The sequence below is a fragment of the Colwellia sp. BRX8-9 genome (assembly GCF_014077245.1).
In the GTDB taxonomy this organism is placed as follows: Bacteria; Pseudomonadota; Gammaproteobacteria; order Enterobacterales; family Alteromonadaceae; genus Colwellia_A.
The window spans coordinates 186588-205890 of sequence record NZ_JACGVN010000003.1 but is presented as its reverse complement, the minus strand read 5'-3'; the positions used below and the strand labels follow the sequence as shown (position 1 = coordinate 205890).

Genomic DNA, 19303 nt, shown 5'->3' with positions numbered 1-19303 from the left:
CGGTTGGTGATATTAAACGACGTGAATAAACTGATATGTGTTGAATTGCAAAAATAGTTTTTAATATCTGTAGTTGGATAGCCAAAGCGCACATTTTAGACGGAGAGGGATGTTAGTGCTGATTGATTTTAAAGCGACTTAGTGCTAAGTTTTGTTGATAGAATGCGCTTGTATAACGATAAGCTTTCTAATCATCAGTTAATGAAATGTGTTCTCAACACACGACTCTATTATGGATATATTACGGGTAATGCTATTGACTGAGAATTATTAATTTCCCGGTAAGATATTCAAGAAAATACTTAACTTATACTAACGACTATGAAGAATAAAAATTAATAATATGAAATTAAGAATTACCTTTTACCTGCTATTAACTTTTGCATTTATTCATAGTTTTCAATCAGTTTCACAAGAGCTGGGTAATGAGCCGTTAGGTGTTATTACTGTTGTTGGCACTGAAGATAACTTGCCCTTTAGTTTTAAGCTTCCCAATGGTAATCCTAGTGGGCTTTATGTTGAGTTTTGGCAGCTCTGGTCTAAAACTAACAATATTCCTATTCGCTTTGTTCTATTACCCTTTGAAGAAAGTATAGCGTTGCTCAAACAAAAGAATACCTTACATGTTGGGCTCTTTAAGAATCAGCAACGACAACAGTGGGCTGATTTTTCCTTACCTATCCATAATGTACAAACCGGTATCATTTATAATCGCTCAATTGACAAAAAATCTAAGCTAAGAGAATTAAGTGATATTAAAATAACCAGTCAATATTTTAGCTTTCAAGAGTCCTACCTTAAGGAAAATTTTGCTAGCTTTGAACAATCAACGTATAAAAACTTTGATGATGCTCTCGAGAAGTTGTTAGATAATGAGGTTCAGGCTGTTGTTGCTGAGTTACCTAATGCCTTTGCACAAATAGCGAAAAAAGGCTTAAGTGGAGTATTCACTATTTCTGAAGAGATTATTGTTTCTAATAATGTCTTTGGGGTGATAGCAAAAGGTCAACCTGAATTATTAGCTAAAATTAATGCTGGTATTGAAAACATGCCCGTTAATAACATTATTGAATTAGAAAAACAGTGGCTCCCCACCTTAAAACCATTTTTTCAAAAATCATCATCTGTTGCTAGTTTAACGGATAACGAAAAAAAATGGCTGTCAGAAAATAATTCTTTTAGTTTGGGGACTGACTCTGCATTTCCTCCTTTTGAATTTAATGATGAATTGGGTGAACATAGCGGAATATCAGCAGATTACATGTTGCATGCAAAACAACAACTACAAATAAATTTAACACCAACAGTAGGTAAGAGTTGGGGGGAAGCGCTAGAGGAATTTAAACTTGGCAATATTGATGTCATGTCTTCAATTTTTTATACAAAAGAAAGAGCTGAATATATAAATTTTACTGAACCCTACTTTGAAATTTCTCTCGTCATTGTTAGCAAGAAAAACGCTTTCTATGCTGAAAGTTTATCGTCATTACAAGGCAGGAAGTTAGGCCTAATTAAAGGCTATGTTTATAATGAATTGATTAGTCGAGATCACCCCAGTATTAAAATTGTAGATGTTTTATCGGTTGAAGACGGACTTAAAAAATTACAGTTGGGTGAAATTGATGCCTTTGTTGATTCTATTGCTGCGATTAATTATGAAATAAACAAAAATAAAATTAATGATCTAATTATTACCTCCTTTACCCCATATACACTTGAAATATCGATGGCGGTAAGAAAAGGGCTTGAACCCCTTATTCCGATTTTAAATAAAACCTTTGCTGCGATGAATGAAAAAAAACGTTCTGCTATTGCAAATAATTGGTTATCGGTACACGTTCAATCGGGTACTGAATTATCAACTATTCTCGTCTGGGCATTACCGATAGCCTCATTGCTCATTTTTATTATTTTAGTGTTTTTTCGCATGAATAAAAAACTCAAAATAGAAATTGATGCACGAGTGATCAATGAAGAAAAACGCATTACCGCCCAACAAGATTTGGCTGCACAAAAAAAAGCGATGGACGAACATTCGTTGGTCCTTGTAATCGATATTAACGGTATTATTAGCTACGCCAATGATAAGTTTTGCGCCATTACTGGTTACAATCGTAATGAACTCATCGGTAAAAGTCATAGTATTCTCAATGCTAATAACCAGTCAAAAAATTATTGGCATAAGATTTTTGCGGCGATTTCTAAGGGGAAATATTGGCATGATGAGGTGCGTATTAAAGCTAAAGAGGGACAATGCTATTGGGTAGACACTACGATTGTACCACTTTACGATAAAAATAAATTACTCAGTGGTTATACTTATATCAGTACTGATATTAGCCATCAAAAAGAGACGATTATTCGCTTAGCTGAAGCCAAAAAACAAGCTGATGTTGCTAATGAATCAAAAACCGCTTTTTTAGCTAACATGAGTCATGAAATCCGCACACCGATGAATGGCGTTATTGGCATGACTAACCTCTTACTTGATACGGCTCTTAATCCAGAACAACACAATTTTGCGAAAACAGTAAAAAATAGTGCCGAGTCATTACTGAGTATTATTAACGATATTCTTGATTATTCAAAAGTTGAAGCAGGAATGTTAGCGCTTGAACCACTTGAATTTGATTTAGAAGTATTGCTCCATGACCTTGCTACCAGTCTCGCTTTTCAAGCGCATAACAAGGGTTTAGAGCTAATTTGTCCGGCTAATATTTTACCCGCTCAGTCATTTATTGCAGACTCTGGGCGTATTCGTCAAATACTCAATAATCTTATCGGTAATGCGATAAAGTTTACAGAGCAAGGCGAGGTTTCAGTCCATTGCAAAGTACAAGAGCAGACTAAGCAGCACACTAAATTACTCTTTGAGATATCTGATACAGGCATTGGTCTAACGTTAGCGGATCAAAACAAGCTATTCGAACGTTTTAGCCAGGCCGATGGTTCAACGACCCGTAAATATGGTGGCACCGGATTGGGGCTATCTATAAGTAAACAATTAGTTGAATTGATGGGCGGCGAGATCGGCCTGAAAAGTGTTGACGGAGAAGGCTCTACATTTTGGTTTAGTATAAATATTGCTAATGCTGATAACATGCGACCCAAGAAAATTTATGACAATTTACAGAATCAAAAGATACTGGTGGTTGATGATAATTTAACTAACCGGACTTTGTTAGGTTTATTACTGACCAAGTGGCAAGTGGAGCATACCCTAGTAGATAGTGGAGATAAGGCATTAGAAAAACTGACCCAAGCTAGAATACAAGGAACTCCTTACCATATTGCTATTTTGGATATGCAAATGCCTGAAATGGATGGGCTTCAACTAGCAACTAAGATTAAAGCCGATAGCGATATTTTTTCAACGACTCGTTTATTAATGTTGACCTCACAAGGGCAACGTGGCGATGTCGAAAGATTAAAAGCGGCTGGCTTTAACGGATATCTAAACAAACCTGTTGATCAGTCGATTCTCTACAATACCTTAATGACCATTGCTGGCGTTAATTCCCAACAGCAACCTTTGATCACGGCGTTTAGCGCTCGTGCACTTCCGCAGTTCAAAGCAAGGGTTCTTGTTGTAGAAGACAATGCTATCAATCAAAGAGTTGCACAAGGTTTGTTGAGAAAATTTGGTGTGCAAGTCGACATAGCGGCTAACGGTGAAGAAGCACTAAATTCGTTACAAAACTTACCTTTTGATTTAGTCTTTATGGATTGTCAAATGCCGGTAATGGATGGCTATGAAGCGACTAAAAAAATTCGTCTTCCTCAATCTAAGGTACTTAATAGCAATATTCCGATAATCGCCATGACTGCCAATTCAATGCAAGGTGACCGAGAGAAATGCTTAGCCGTAGGAATGGACGACTTTATTGCTAAACCTGTGAACCCTAACAAGCTACAAGAGGCATTGAAACGCTGGCTACCCGAATATTAAGCGTTCGTTATGCAAGTAGTTAAAAATAACAAGAAAGGTTAGTTTATATTTATCAAAGTCAAAATTAATCTACTCTGTGAAATATTGATATTGATCGAGAATACAATACTTGTCAGCGATTACACTTTCTTGTGCCAGAGTCTCAAGTCACGTATATCTTCATTATCTAAATTTAGTGGTAATCGTGGTAATAAATCAAAAATCACCACCAATTGCTAACCATCTAACATGATACGGGCTTTTACTTGAGGCAACTTCCAGATGAAATACACTGGAATTATTGACAACATTAATAACACCAATTGCTCAGCTTCATTGAGTGGCAATAGTTGTAATAAATATACAATAACTGCTGAACCACTCATTTGTACAAATCCTAACAGCGCTGAAGCTGAACCTGCCTTTTCACCAAAAGGTGCTAGAGCTTGTCCTGCACAAGCTCCCATCAGTAATGAAAAACCAAGTGAACTGATCATTATTGGTAACATAAAAGCGACAGGTGTTTGCCAAGTTAATAAAGCTAACATTAACAATCCGGCTACAATCAGCAAAACCATACCAAAACCTATGGTCACCCGGGCACCAAATTTAACTAAAACCTGAGGAGCCAAAAAACAAGCGACAATATTAATGACAGCATTGAGACTAAACCAATAAACAAAGCTTTGCTGATCTAACCCCAATCTCACCATTAACCAAGCAGGTGAACTCGTTACATAGGCAATAATAATTGCCATTGATAACATTACTACTAAAGCATTAAAAAGAAAGACAGGGTGTTTCGCCACCGTAATAAAATGCCCCAAGCTGATAAGATTTTTAGAGGGTATGGTATGTGTGGGCCTGGTTTCTTTGAGGGTAAAAAACAAAATCAAACCGGCAAAAACAGCATATCCTGTCATAAATTGAAAGTTACTTCGCCAGCCAAAATACTCGGTTAAAACATTACCCAGTAATGGTGCAAGCGCAGGAATACAGCATATAGCACTGTTTAAATAAGAGTACATCACGCCACTTTCTATTGCGTTGTATTTATCACGGACACTGGCAAAGGCGGCTACAACAATGGCGCAAGCACCAAAGCCTTGTACTAAACGACTAAGGAGAAAAAACGTTAAGTTATCTGCATAAGCACAAAGAAGAGAAGCCAAGCCATAAATAATTATACCAGCCATCGCAACGGGGCGACGACCATATCTATCAGCGAGTGGGCCACTTATCAGTTGACCAAAGCCCATACTTAGAATGAATATCGTTATGCTCCATTGAATTTCCTTCATGGGAACAAGAAGTTCTTCAGCCATAATGGGTAAAGCGGGTAAAAATATATCTATGGCTAAAGGGCTAAAAATAACCATTAAAATCAGCAGTGGTAAAAGTTGTCTATTTGTCATTTTAGTCTCAATAATGATGACTGCCTAGTATAAGATATTGGCGTTATTAGCAGAAGCGAATTATCGTTAATTTAATGAAACTAAACAGCATTTCGCTTTAACTATACTTGTTAGTTAATTGTTTGGTGAAAATATCTTTAAGTAGAGTTAATTCATTAGTTCGGACATAGTTAAGTCTAATGATTAAGACAATGGTGCGGTGTGGCCCGGGTTCATTTACATGAATCGCCCGAAGTTCTGACTCGTTCAAGGTCAATGGCTCTAAGGCTATCTGTGGCAAAAGTGTTGTACCAAGTTTTCCTGCAATCATTTGTATCAAAGTATGAGGACTCGCCGAGTCAACATCAGTGTCTTGCTTTTTGTGTGAAGGCTGCAAGCGATAAGCTGCTATGGCATGACCTTTTAAGCAATGGCCTTCTTTTAACAACATCAGCTTATCAATTTCTAACGCTTCACTGGTAATTCCCTGAACTTTTTTTGGACACTGATCCTTATGACAGACCCAATAAAAGCCTTCTTGCCAAAAATTGAAACTGATCAATCCCTCAATAGAGTAGGGTAATGCAAGAATATCGGCATCAATTTCACTGGCAGGTACCTTTTCAACAAGTCTATGTGATAGGTCTTCAATAATTTTTAATTGAAAATATTAAACCAGTCATTATGTAAAATAGAACATTATCTTCAATTTAATCAACTATTCAATTCTCCTTATTGATCTTATGCTAACGATGACATTTTATAAACCCATTATTATAAAAAAGGACTGCACATGTTTAATAAAACCCTTCCGATTGCTGCGGCAATCTCTGTTGCTTTATCTGCAATGGTAATACCTACAACTGCATTCGCGGCAAATGAAGCAAAAACCAATCAGTTTTGGTGGCCAGATATGTTAAATCTTAGCCCCTTACGCCAGCATAGCGCTGAATCTAATCCATACGGCGAACAATTCAATTATGCTGAAGAATTTGCCAGTCTTGATTTAACCCAACTTAAAAAAGATATTCAAACCACACTGACTGACTCAAAATCTTGGTGGCCTGCAGATTGGGGGCATTACGGCCCATTAATGATCCGCATGGCTTGGCACAGTGCTGGTGTGTATAGAGTACATGACGGGCGCGGCGGTTCGTCGGGTGGGCAACAACGTTTTGAACCCCTTAATAGCTGGCCTGATAATGCTAACTTAGATAAAGCACGTCGATTATTATGGCCGGTTAAACAAAAATATGGTCGTAAAATTTCTTGGGCTGATTTGATGGTGCTTTCGGGCAATGTAGCGCTAGAATCGATGGGTTTTAAAACCTTTGGTTTTGCGGGTGGCAGAACGGATGATTGGGAACCTGATTTAGTTTATTGGGGATCTGAAACGACCATGCTTACTGATAAACGTCGCGATAAAAAGGGTAAATTGAAAGGTCCTCTTGCTGCAGTAGAAATGGGCTTGATTTATGTTAATCCAGAAGGGCCCCATGGTAAACCTGATCCTCTCTTAGCTGCTCAAGACATCAGAATGTCATTTGGTCGTATGGCGATGAATGATGAAGAAATTGTTGCTTTAAGCGCTGGTGGTCATACTTTTGGTAAGGCACATGGAGCGAAAAAACCCAGTGATTGTGTTGGTGCAGAGCCCGCAGCCGCTGATATTGAAGCACAGGGTTTAGGCTGGAAAAACAAATGTGACAGCGGTGTTGGCGCAGATACGATAACCAGTGGCTTAGAAGGTGCTTGGACAACGACACCAACACAATGGTCAACGAATTACTTAGACAACCTAATGAACTTCAATTGGGTTCTAACGAAAAGCCCTGCAGGAGCTAAACAGTGGACACCTGAAAACAAAGCTGCGGTTAACTTAGTACCGGATGCCCATATCCCTAATAAACGTAATGCACCCATTATGTTTACTACAGATCTTGCTCTAAAAGAAGACCCTGAGTTTCGTAAAATTGTTGAACGTTTTAGAGCAGAGCCTGAAGCATTTGAAAAAGCTTTTGCTCGAGCTTGGTTTAAATTAACACATCGTGATATGGGACCTCGTGCAAGATACGTGGGCAGTGAAGTGCCGAGTGAAGTGCTAACATGGCAAGACCCTATTCCTGCGGTCAACTATCAACTGATTACCAAGCAAGATATTGCTGAGCTGAAAAAGCAAATTACACAGTCAGATTTAACCACTGCTGAGTTAGTGAGAACGGCTTGGGCTTCAGCATCGAGTCATCGTGTCACCGATATGCGCGGCGGTGCTAATGGTGCTCGCATTAAACTAGAGCCACAAAATAGTTGGACGGTTAATAATCCAGCCGAACTTAATAAAGTATTAACAACACTTGAAGTTATTCAAGCTAAATACAATAAGCAATCAGCTAAAAGGCAAGTATCACTAGCAGACTTAATCGTATTAGGTGGCGCAGCAGCTATTGAAACTGCAGCCAAAAAAGCAGGCACAACAGTAGCTGTCCCCTTTATGCCTGGCCGTGCTGATGCAACACAAGCACAAACTGATGTTAAATCATTTAATTATTTAGCACCAAAAGCGGATGGCTTTCGTAATTTTTATACGGATGAAAGTTACCTATCGCCAACAGAGATGTTAGTGGATAAAGCCAATTCTCTTGGTTTAAATGTCCCTGAAATGACCGTGTTGGTTGGCGGTATGCGAGCACTTGATGCAAACTATGATGGTTCATCTTTTGGGGTGTTCACAAATACTCCTGGTGTCTTAACGAATGATTTCTTTGTAAATTTATTAGATATGTCTACCGTGTGGACTAAAGATGAATCTACAGCTGGAATTTATATCGGTGCTGACCGCGCTTCAGGCAAGGTAAAGTGGCAAGCGACACCGGTTGATCTTATCTTTGGCTCGAGCTCTGAATTAAGAGCCATTGCCGAAGTGTATGCCTCAGATGATGCTGACAAAAAGTTTATTAATGACTTTATTAAAGCCTGGGTTAAAGTGATGCAATTAGACCGCTTTGATTTAAAGTAAGCTTGTTTATTTTTAAACTATATCGCTAATACGGCTAAGGCTGTATTAGCTTTTTTTAGCAATAACATCTCATTCAAAACCTGGATTAAAGTGATGCAACTAGGCCAGTTTGATTTAAAGTAAGCTTGTTTATTTTTAAACTATATCGCTAATACGGCTAAGGTTGTATTAGCTTTTTTAGCCATAACATCTTATTCAAAACCTGGATTTAAGTGATGCAACTAGGCTAGTTTGATTTAAAGTAAGGTTATTTTTAAACTATATCGCTAATACGGCTAAGGCTGTATTAGCTTTTTTTAGCAATAACATCTTATAAAAAAGGTAAAGTCTACAACAGACTTTACCTTTACATGCGAGTTTTAGGTTAACAGACTATAAGTAGGTTTTTAAAAAGCTTAAGTACTTATTAGATGCTTCAATGCGATTAGCTTTTTTACTAAAGCCGTGACCTTCATCGTCAAAGACCAAATAGTCAACGAAAGTTCCACCGCTTCGAATAGACTCAACCATTTCATCACTTTCAATTTTTAATACTCTAGGGTCATTTTTACCTTGTACAACAAGTACCGGACTTTTGACTTTATCACCGAAGAATACTGGAGAAATACTGCGTAAACGTTCTCTATCTGTACTGGGATCACCTAACTCATCATAAAGAGACTGTCTAAAGGCCTCCCAGTAGGGTGGAATACTTTCTAGCGTTCTGACCCAATTAGTGACACCAAAGATATTGACACCGACAGTAAACTCATCGGTAAATGCCATTGCGGCCATGGTTAAATAGCCACCGTAACTTCCGCCAATAACCCCTATTCTATCTTTGTCGACCCAATCTAAAGTCTGTAAATAATATTTATTATAGACAACATCTTTTAAATCATGGTCACCGTGCTTCTTATCATCTAAATGAAAGAAGGTTTTACCATAGCCACTTGAACCACGGTTATTTATTCTAAAAATAGCGTAGCCGTTATTGACCAAATGCTGAATGGTAGCGGAATAACCCTTACGACTTTGACCTCCTGGGCCTCCATGTATCCATACTAAAGCAGGGACTTTTTGTGTAGCGGCTTGTTTGGGTTTATATAAAATCCCAGGAATTTCTAAACCATCAAAACTTTTAAAGCGGACAATTTCGCCAACAACTAAGTTCTCTTCAATAATATTAGGATTACCTGTGTTAGTTAAGCGCTTAATACGCTTTGATCCTAATTGATGAACATAGAGGTTAGAAGGCGACGTATCTGAATTGATATAAAAAATAACTAAACTGGCATCAGCTGAAAAGTTTACGCCACGTAAATCGCCACTGGGCAATTTAGGAAGTGTTAACGGTTGCTTTATTTTCAGGTCGATAATTTCTATTTTAGTTTGCGCATCGGCATTAACACCAGTGACTTGATAACGGCCATCTTTAGAGAAGTAAGTGAAACTAACGTCCCAATCTGCAGCGTAGTTTAGTGCTTGTGTTTTTGCTTTTATATCACAAGCCCAAGCCTGTTTATATTCGCCAAATTCGTCTGTTGAATATATCAGCCGCTTACTATCACGAGTAAAAGTGTAGGCACTGTGTTCAACATCACCTTGATGCTCAGTTATAAGTGCAGTTAACTCGTCTGCTTTATTTAAGTCGGCTAAATATAAATTGGAGTCTGCATTGCTATTCGTTTTGCTCAAAGCAATATACTGACCATTTGGGCTGATAGTTTCGACTGAATAGCCGGCAGAATTTTGATAAATAAGATCCCTTGAATAATCATCATTTTGATAACGGTATACATCAAAAAACTTAGGGTCCCTTTCATTAGAGGCAACAAAAAACTGTTTATTATCTTCATGCCAACCAACAAAATAAGCTTTTAAGTCTTTACCTGGGGTAAGGTCTTTTATGCTGCCTGATAATTCTCTTACATATAAATGATCTAATTCGTCACCGCCCTTGTCTGCGGTATAAAGAATTCTGTCGTCTTTAGGAAACCAACTTACTGCAAAAGCAGAGTCAACTGTTGACTGAGTTAATTGTATTGGGGCTGAGCCATCAAGTGGCATTTTGTAGGCATTAAAAATACCTGTTTTATCATTACTGATCAAAACCGCACTGGCATCAGCATTAATTGATGAGCCAGAGACTGAGGTTGTTTTAAAGAACTCTTCTGCGCTATAGGTCTCAAAGACAGGTTTTTTTTCTTCGATAACGGCTTGTTTAGCTACTTCTTCGGCGGGTTTAGAACAGGCAAAGAGTAATAGTCCTGTGCAAATTATTGTAATCAATAGCGGAAACTTTATCATGGGTGAAATCCTTTTGTTGCGATGATCAAGAAACTAAGTCAGTTGCTTGTTTTTTGTTCTATACCAGTATAGTGCATAAAATAAAGATTACAGATACGTTAATCAATGATGACAAAGTAGTAAAAATATAAACGTTAACAAGCGACATTTATTCATATAAATTTCACTTTATTTAACCCGTTTTAGCGTAACACCTAACCAAGCGTTCGATATTAGCTATGCCAAACAAGACCTGAATACAGCTAATACAAAAACGGGGCAACTAATTTATTGATTTTCCTAGCCATCAATAGGGTATGTCGTATACCTTAGTAGTATTCAAATACTGATGAGAAATAACCTTGCAACCCATTATTAAAATCACAGATGTTAACAAAGTATATGCGGGTGGTTTTCAAGCACTTAATAATATTAACTTATCAATAAAACCTGCTGAAATCTTTGCCTTGCTAGGACCAAACGGCGCAGGTAAAACTACACTGATCAGTGCTATTTGCGGCATAGTTGATGCCACGTCTGGGCAAATCACCGTTGATGGCAAAGATATCGTCACCGGTTACCGACATACCCGAAGTCTTATTGGCTTAGTACCACAAGAGTTAACCACTGACGCCTTTGAAACAGTATGGACAACAGTTTCATTTAGTCGAGGTTTATTCGGCAAAAAACCGAATCCAGCTTTTATAGAAAAAACGCTAAAATCATTATCACTTTGGGATAAAAAAGATAACAAGATGATTGAGTTATCCGGTGGTATGAAACGACGAGTGATGATAGCTAAAGCGCTCTCTCATGAACCTGCTATTTTGTTTTTAGATGAACCAACCGCAGGTGTCGATGTAGAGCTGCGCAAAGATATGTGGCAACTGGTTAGAGAATTACGCAACGACGGTGTCACCATTATTTTAACGACACACTATATTGAAGAGGCTGAGGAAATAGCAGACCGTATTGGTGTGATCAAAAACGGCCAGCTCATTTTAGTTGAAGATAAAATAGCGTTAATGAATCAATTGGGTAAAAAGCAATTGATCCTCGATTTAAAAGAACCGTTAATTGAAATGCCTGCGCAATTGACTGATTTTAATTTACAGCTACAAAATGAAGGGATGCAATTAATTTATAGTTACGACACCACCAATGAACACACAGGAATATCTGCTTTACTTCAACAATTGTCTTTAGCGGGTATTGCTTTTAAAGATATCAAAACAGATCAAAGTTCGTTAGAAGATATATTTGTTTCATTAGTAAGGGAAAAAACATGAATCGTTATGCTGTTGCGGCTATTTACAAATTTGAAATGGCCAGGACTAAACGTACTATTTTTCAAAGTATTATTTCTCCAGTGATTTCGACGTCACTTTATTTTGTTGTTTTTGGTTCTGCCATTGGCTCTCGAATTACTGAAATAGATGGCGTGAGCTACGGTGCTTTTATTGTTCCTGGGTTAATTATGCTCTCGCTGTTAACACAAAGTATTTCCAACGCCTCATTTGGTATTTATTTTCCTAAATTTACCGGTACTATTTATGAACTACTTTCTGCTCCGGTATCTTCCTTTGAGGTGCTGCTCGGTTATGTCGGTGCGGCAGCGACAAAATCCATTTTGCTAGCATTGATTATTCTCGCAACAGCACATTTCTTTGTGCCTCTGGAAATAGCCCATCCATTTTGGATGTTGTTCTTTTTAGTGATGACCGCTATAACCTTTAGTTTATTTGGTTTTATTATTGGCATCTGGGCAGATAATTTTGAGAAACTACAAGTGATCCCACTTATTGTTATTACGCCTTTGGTTTTCTTAGGGGGCACTTTTTATTCTGTCAGTATGCTGCCGCCGTTTTGGCAAACAGTAACGCAATTTAACCCAGTTTTTTATTTGATTAGTGGCTTTCGATGGAGTTTTTATGAAGTGGCTGACGTAAGTTTACTAACAAGCTTTTTTGTGATGAGTGGCTTTTTAGCTTTTTGCTTATTAGCGGTTACTTGGATATTTAAAAGTGGTTATCAGATAAAACAATAAAAGAGATAGGCTGTTTACGCTATTTAAGCAAAAGTTACTAAAGGTTTTGTCCATTATGTACGACCTTTAGTGCTTTGTTTAGGCGATAAAATATAGGGTTACTTTGCCAATTAACAATACGGTTAAGCCAAATGCTATATTCAACACGAGTTCACTCTTGAGTAACATTTTTAGTGTTTTCATAAAATCTCTCCACTTATTCGAATAACTTTATTCTCTCCTCAACATTAATTATTATTAATAAATAGTGTCGAGAAGTTATTATTAAGTAGTACGAGATGTGTTGGATGATGGTTTACTTTCAATTAAAACTAAATAAATTAATGATGAGATAATGCGAACTGATTAAGTCAGTCTTTCATTAAATGCCTAACGCTGACTACTTGCTGATAAATGCTATAGTTTCACTTAATATTCATTGGGCGATAAAGACGAGTCAATAATATTTAAGCTGTTATCTGTTAATAAAGTAATGAATTTTATATCTTAGCTGACGGTAAAAATATTGGATTTACTGTCTATTTTGGGAAGAGTCATCATCGCTGAAAGATTTTTACATCGCTAGATTCTGTTTTTGTTGCGGGGATTAAAAGGGGTTATTTAAAAGTTACTAAAGGCTTTGTCCATTATGTACGACCTTTAGTGCTTTTCTTAGGCGATAAAATATAGGGTTATTTTGCCAATTAACAATACGGTTAAGCCAAATCCTATATTCAACACGAGTTCACTCTTGAGTAACATTTTTGATATTTTCATAAAACCTCTCCGCTTATTCAAATAAGTCTATTAAAACGAGATAAAAGGGCTTAGCAATGTAAACCAGAACCCTTTTTATTTTACTAACAATTAATGTAAAACTTAGCTAATTAAAACACAAGCTAAGTTTTATTTTTTTATCAACACTATTCATTATGACCGAAAGTAATATTATCAAAATAGCTTACGGTATCTGCAGCTCTGCCGTCAGTAAATTCAGGGAAAACTATTACCGAGTCAATATTAATGGTTTCAGCCATACCAATACGGCTAGAAAAGTCAAAAGTAAGCTCTTCCCATTCATTGATTTTAGTATTAGGTACCTTGATTTCTGCTTGTGCCGCAGCGCCTACAGAGAACTTTAATGCCACATCACTGATAACAGACTTATAAACCATTATTTTAACAATGCTATTGGTTGCGTCCATCGTAAATGGTGTGGTATTGGCCGCCGTTGTTTCAGTACCAGCCCATGGCTGACCTGCCATTCTAGCGGTAAACATAGCAACTGTTGTTGAGTCATTCACTGTTGATGAAGCCGGGTTAGCAACAAATTCGAGTGCAGGGTTATCATCATTTTCAAATACCGCCCAAACAAAATCACTGCCTAAACCTGTGGCTTCAAAGTCATATGGAGTTCCAACGGCAACAAAGTTACCTGCAGAGACTTCTTCAGCAGCAGGGGTGGTAAAATCATCAAAGTAGAAAGTCCAGTTAGCGGCATCGCTCGCGGCATCGCCCATCACGCCATTATCAAAAATTAGGGTAAGTCTGGTTTCACTTGTACTGGTCGCGCCAGTAAAATCAAAGTTCAACTCTTCCCATCCTGAACCAGTATGGTTTGCTGTTCTTTCTGCATCCATATCGTCAAATTTAACTAAAACGGGTACAGCACGCGAAGCCCAAACTTTCATGGTAATCATGCTATTAGCTGGAATTGCCGCTGGTGTAGCCAATGTCATTGTTGAACCACCCCAAGTTTGGCCCGCAGATTTTGTCATTTGACCCACTTGAGCGCTGGTATTAATACCCGTTGCATCTGGGTTGGCTAGCACAACGGCTGCACCTCCATCAAAATCATTAAAGGTGTAGCTTTGTGGATCAGCTTCAAAATCAGTGGTACTTGTAGAGCCACCACCTACGACTTCTTCTTCAGCGGTTGCAGGTGTTGTTATTTCGTCATAATAAAAGGTCCAATCTGCCGCGTTTCCTTCTGCGTCGCCCATAGTGCCTAAATCAAATATTACCGTAACGCTGTCTAAGGCGCCGGTTACATCATCTGCAAAATCGTAACTAAGATTTTCCCAGCCAGTGCCTGCATGATCCATTGATATTTCTTTATTAATGCCTTCAAGTTTAAATAAAACAGGTACTGCACGCGCCGACCAAACTTTCATTGTGAAGGTGTTATCTTCCGCAGCCAAGGTTAATGCTGTAGGCAAGGTTAATGTACTGCCTCCCCAAGGTTGTCCAGCCAATTTTTGCATTTCTACGACTTGGTTGCTGGTATTTATGCCCATTGCTTGTGGATTAGCCATCACAGTTGACATGCCGCCATCAAAATTATTGAAAGCATAGGTCTCTGCAGCACCTTCAAAAGCAATCATATTACGGGTGTTTTCAACTGCAGCGTCAGCAACGGTAATGGTAAATGTTTGCATTGTATCTACAGTGCCATCATTCACTGTTAAGGTGATTTCTGTAGCAGCAACATCACCCGATGCCGGTGTGCCTGACAATATGCCTGTACTGTCATCAAACGTTAACCAAGAAAGCGCGCCTGGGACAGTTGTTGACATTGTCAATGTATCGCTGTCAGCATCGGTTGCCATAAGTGTGTAGGAGTATGACTCACCAACAGTAGCACTTGTAACGCCAGTACTTGTAATAACAGCAGCATTGTTAGCTTGTGCTTGAACAGTGACTGAAACAGTAAAGGATTGAGTGATTTCATCAGTTCCATCACTTACGGTTAAAGTAATTGCCGTATCTCCGGCATCACTATCCGCTGGCGTACCCGTTAAGCTTCCGGTTGCACTATCAAACGTTAACCAAGCGGGTAAATTTGTGGCTGACATTGTTAAAGTGTCACCATCGGCATCAGCAGCGACTAGTGAGTAGCTATAAGTGGAACCTGATTCAATTGTTGTGACCGCTGTGCTGCTAATAGTTGGTGCGGAGTTAACTTCTATAACGTCAGCAACTTTATCATCGCTTGAACTTCCCCCACATGCAGATAAAGCTAAACCTAGGCTTAGGACGATTATGTTTTTGTTGAAGCTTTTTTTATTTTTTATATTAGTCATTTAGATCCCCTATAAACTGTTCAATTGTCATTTGATTATTTGCAGTATTGGCAATATAAAACCAAGCTTGTGTCGTTATACTTAGGTTTGTATATAGCAGCCGTGCTGCTTAGTTGAAGGTACTCACTTGGCTAATTAAATAGCCAAACTTCTTCTTCTTTTATTATTTTATGATGCATTTCTAGTTAAATTTAACTGAGATTAATCGTAGAAAAGCCAAAAATAAACTACAGTAAAAAGTGATACAAACAATCAGGAAACGGTGAGTCGTCCCTAATTTCATGGTCAAGTGGGTTTTTATTAAATTTTGCACTGTAATTGGGTTTTTATTGAGCGATTTGACTTTAAAGTGTACGGATTTGTTGGTGTAAGGAGATAAATAATAGCTTTTATCCGCTAATTGTTAGCGGTGTTTTACACGTGATGGGCGATTTTATCGGGCAATCAACCCTTGAAATAATGCGGAGTATTTATTAGTGTGATGGCAAGAGGCTAAGGTTTAACACTTATCAATTGGGTGTCTTTTGGTGTTCATTCTTAAAAGCTAATGGGTAAAGAGAGCACTGAGCTTAGTCTTTATCATATTATATAGATGATGACTCACCTTGCTTTAAAGTTGTATTAGCCTCTTAATACAAAACCCAAGTAAAGCGGTAATTATAAAAGCCAAAAAGGTCATCAAAAAAAGTCGTTTGACCCTGTTTTGTCCATTTCAACTTTGCACTATCCCATCTGACCGTATTTAAATGCTAATTAGTAAATCGTTGTGCTAAAAGATATTTAGTTAATAACAGTATTTTGTTTACGATTGTATTTGTATTCACGTGAGCTTTGTAGATAAAAGTAGCGTATAGACATTATAAAAATGATTATAAATATTTGATTTGGATATCTCTAGGGGAGAAGACATGAAAACTAAAAGCAGTGTTAAATTTAAAACACAAGGCTTGGCCGCGTTAATAGGGCTAACGGTTACGTTAGGACTTGCTGGCTGTGGTGGTGCAGCCACCGAAACTAAACCAGATATTATTGATCCACAACAACCTGTCTCTGATTGGAAAATGGTGTGGAATGATGAGTTTGATGCAAGCACAATAAACAGTCAAAACTGGACGCATGAAGTTAACTGTGACGGTGGTGGTAACCAAGAGAAACAATGTTACACCGACAGCGCTGAAAACTCATATATACAAGATGGCATATTAAACATTGTAGCCTTACCCGCAGCCGAGGGCGCCGCTTTACCTTACACATCAGCACGTATGATGACGCGTTACAAAGCCGATTTTAAATATGGACGTATGGAAATGCGTGCAAAAGCGCCTTCAGGACAAGGTAGCTGGCCCGCATTTTGGATGATGCCTACCGATGAAGAATATGGCGAATGGCCACGTTCGGGTGAAATTGATATCTTTGAATCAGTTAACTTAGGTGTAGCGAGAGAAGACGGTACCGCAGAAAACCATGTTTACGGAACACTTCATTATGGTAAAAGCTGGCCTAACAATTCTCAATCAGGACAAGCTTATAGCCTAGCAAGTGGCGCTAACCCAGCTGATGATTTTCACACTTACGCCATTGAGTGGCAAGAAGGTGAAATTCGCTGGTACATGGATGACCATTTATATGCAACACAGCGACAATCCAAAATTCGCTACAACTCTAAAGATGAAGCAGTAGGCTTAGCACATCGAGGTTGGTTTACTGAATACTACGACCAATTATCGGGTGAATTAAAAACCTATTGGAGCAAGGCTCCTTACGACAAAGAATTTTATTTAGTACTTAACTTTGCTGTTGGTGGCACTTGGCCTGAAAATGTTAATGACTTAGGTGTTGATGCCACAGCTTTTGGTGCAGATAACAAATTTGAAATTGACTATGTACGTGTTTACCAGTGTCAGCAAAATATTGATACCGGTAAAGGCTGTGAAACAGTAAGACCTGGTTACGATAGTTTAGAAGATGGTCTTGTTGAAGGTAAAGCGCCAGTTCCATTGCCCCCAAGTGATGGTGTTGCTAAAAACCTAGATATTTTTAACGGTACTTTAAATGCTAACTGGATTGCTTGGGATTGTTGTGGTGGTACTTCACCTGCAATTATCGCTGATGCCGATAAAGGCGATGCTGTTCAATTTAATATTAATGATAACAATGGCACCGTATTAGGTTTTTCAACGCGAGGCGGACATTTTGGCGATGATTTTTCTGGCGAGTCTAGCCCATTTGATGCATCACCATTAGTTGATTTAAATGGTACTTTGTCATTTGAAATGAAAGTGGTTACCCCGCCATCTTCTGCGACTACTTGGTTATTAAAAGTCGAAGCCGGTGACGGCGGACCTAATACTGGCGATGTTGCGCTTAACACCAGTAATGAAGGTGCAGATCCTGTTGTGGGTCAATGGCAAACTTATACATTCCCATTATCAGTCTTACAAGACGCAGGTCTAGATCTTAGTGCAATTGATGTGGTGATGATATTCCCAGCTTGGCAAACAGGCGAAGGTGCTGAATATTTAATTACTAATATCGCGATTGAAGGTGACGTTGGTGGAGCGCCTGAATTAGTGGTCTTTACCGATGACGAAAATCCAAGCTGGCCAATGTGGGATTGTTGTGGCGGTTCTATGCCTACTGTTGAGTTAGATGATGATGCTCACGGTAACGTAGCTGAATTTTCTATCGGTGGTGAGCCAACTGTAATGGGCTTTATTTCAAGAGCTGATAACACAGACTCACCTGCGCCATTTGATGCCTCTGCGATTCTTTCTAACGGTGTAATTCAATTTGAAATGAAAGTAACGGCTATGCCTGGTGATGCGGCTTGGATGTTTAAAGTTGAAGCGGACAATAATGCGACCTTCGCAGAACTTCCGTTAACTGACTCTGTTGAAGGTGTTTCACCTGCTCTAGACCAATGGCAAACTTATACTTTTAACTTATCTGACTTAGCAAATGCTGGTTTAGATGTCAGTGCGATTGATGTCTTAATGGTTTTCCCTGCATGGGGTGCTGGCGAAGGTGCTATTTACCGTTTAGATAACGTTAAAATTTATGACCCAACAGCAACAACTGTCAACAATGATGTTTTATTTGCTGATGCACCTGCTACAGGTTGGTCAATGTGGGATTGTTGTGGTGGCACAACACCAACACTTGAAAACGATGATACCGCGCATGGCGTAACGGCTGAATATGTTATTGGTTCACAGCCAACGGTTGTTGGGCTTGATGCTGAAGATGGCGTTTTTGTTGATGCATCAGCTATCTTAGCCAACGGTGTGGTGAAATTTGATGTTAAAGTTGTTACACCACCAAACGATGCGGCAAGTGTTTGGATGTTTAAAATCGAGTCAAATAAAGCCGAAACTTTTGCAGAGCTTCCTTTAACAGGCAGCACAGAAGGAAAAGCACCGACTACGGGTGAATGGCAAACCTACACATTCCCACTACAAACATTATTTGATGCGGGTTTGGATATTAGTCAGATAGATGTATTAATGATTTTCCCTGCTTGGGGAACTGGAGAAGGGGCTGTTTTTCGTCTTGACAATGTGATGATAACGGCACTGTAACCACGATATT

At 38.5% G+C, this 19303-nt stretch carries 9 protein-coding genes; 5 read left to right on the top strand and 4 right to left on the bottom strand.

Features of this window, described 5'->3' with window-relative positions:
- Nucleotides 1-343 precede the first annotated feature (343 nt).
- A complete protein-coding gene (locus tag H4J70_RS03915) occupies nucleotides 344-3949 on the top strand; it encodes a response regulator (protein WP_182250656.1) in 3606 nt (1201 codons plus the stop codon).
- A gap of 215 nt (nucleotides 3950-4164) precedes the next feature.
- On the opposite strand, the gene H4J70_RS03910 is transcribed toward H4J70_RS03915, so the two are convergent.
- Together H4J70_RS03910 and H4J70_RS03905 are read right to left on the bottom strand one after the other, a co-directional pair.
- Complete coding sequence (locus H4J70_RS03910) at nucleotides 4165-5343, bottom strand: multidrug effflux MFS transporter (protein ID WP_182250655.1); 1179 nt, start codon at nucleotides 5341-5343, stop codon at nucleotides 4165-4167.
- 97 nt (nucleotides 5344-5440) lie between these two features.
- Nucleotides 5441-5974, bottom strand: a complete 534-nt coding sequence (locus tag H4J70_RS03905; protein WP_310740302.1) for a LysR substrate-binding domain-containing protein — start codon at nucleotides 5972-5974, stop codon at nucleotides 5441-5443.
- 141 nt (nucleotides 5975-6115) lie between these two features.
- On the opposite strand from H4J70_RS03905, the gene katG reads away from it, so the two are divergent.
- Nucleotides 6116-8338, top strand: a complete 2223-nt coding sequence (gene katG, locus H4J70_RS03900) for a catalase/peroxidase HPI (RefSeq protein WP_182250654.1) — start codon at nucleotides 6116-6118, stop codon at nucleotides 8336-8338.
- A gap of 372 nt (nucleotides 8339-8710) precedes the next feature.
- Here the strand turns inward: katG and H4J70_RS03895 are convergent, their stop codons facing one another.
- Nucleotides 8711-10627, bottom strand: coding sequence for a S9 family peptidase (locus H4J70_RS03895; RefSeq protein WP_182250653.1), 1917 nt, complete (start codon nucleotides 10625-10627; stop codon nucleotides 8711-8713).
- Nucleotides 10628-10968: 341 nt separating this feature from the next.
- On the opposite strand from H4J70_RS03895, the gene H4J70_RS03890 reads away from it, so the two are divergent.
- The gene (locus H4J70_RS03890; protein WP_182214908.1) at nucleotides 10969-11895 is read left to right on the top strand and encodes an ABC transporter ATP-binding protein; all 927 of its coding nucleotides are present in this window, start codon (nucleotides 10969-10971) and stop codon (nucleotides 11893-11895) included.
- A complete protein-coding gene (locus H4J70_RS03885) occupies nucleotides 11892-12653 on the top strand; it encodes an ABC transporter permease (protein WP_070374125.1) in 762 nt (253 codons plus the stop codon). Before H4J70_RS03890 ends, H4J70_RS03885 begins: the two co-directional genes overlap by 4 nt.
- 902 nt (nucleotides 12654-13555) lie before the next feature.
- Here the strand turns inward: H4J70_RS03885 and H4J70_RS03880 are convergent.
- Nucleotides 13556-15715, bottom strand: coding sequence for a putative Ig domain-containing protein (locus H4J70_RS03880; protein WP_182221604.1), 2160 nt, complete (start codon nucleotides 15713-15715; stop codon nucleotides 13556-13558).
- 908 nt (nucleotides 15716-16623) lie between these two features.
- On the opposite strand from H4J70_RS03880, the gene H4J70_RS03875 reads away from it, so the two are divergent.
- Nucleotides 16624-19293 (top strand): glycoside hydrolase family 16 protein, encoded by a 2670-nt coding sequence (locus H4J70_RS03875; RefSeq protein ID WP_182250652.1) that lies wholly within the window; start codon nucleotides 16624-16626, stop codon nucleotides 19291-19293.
- The last annotated feature ends 10 nt before the right edge of the window (nucleotides 19294-19303 follow it).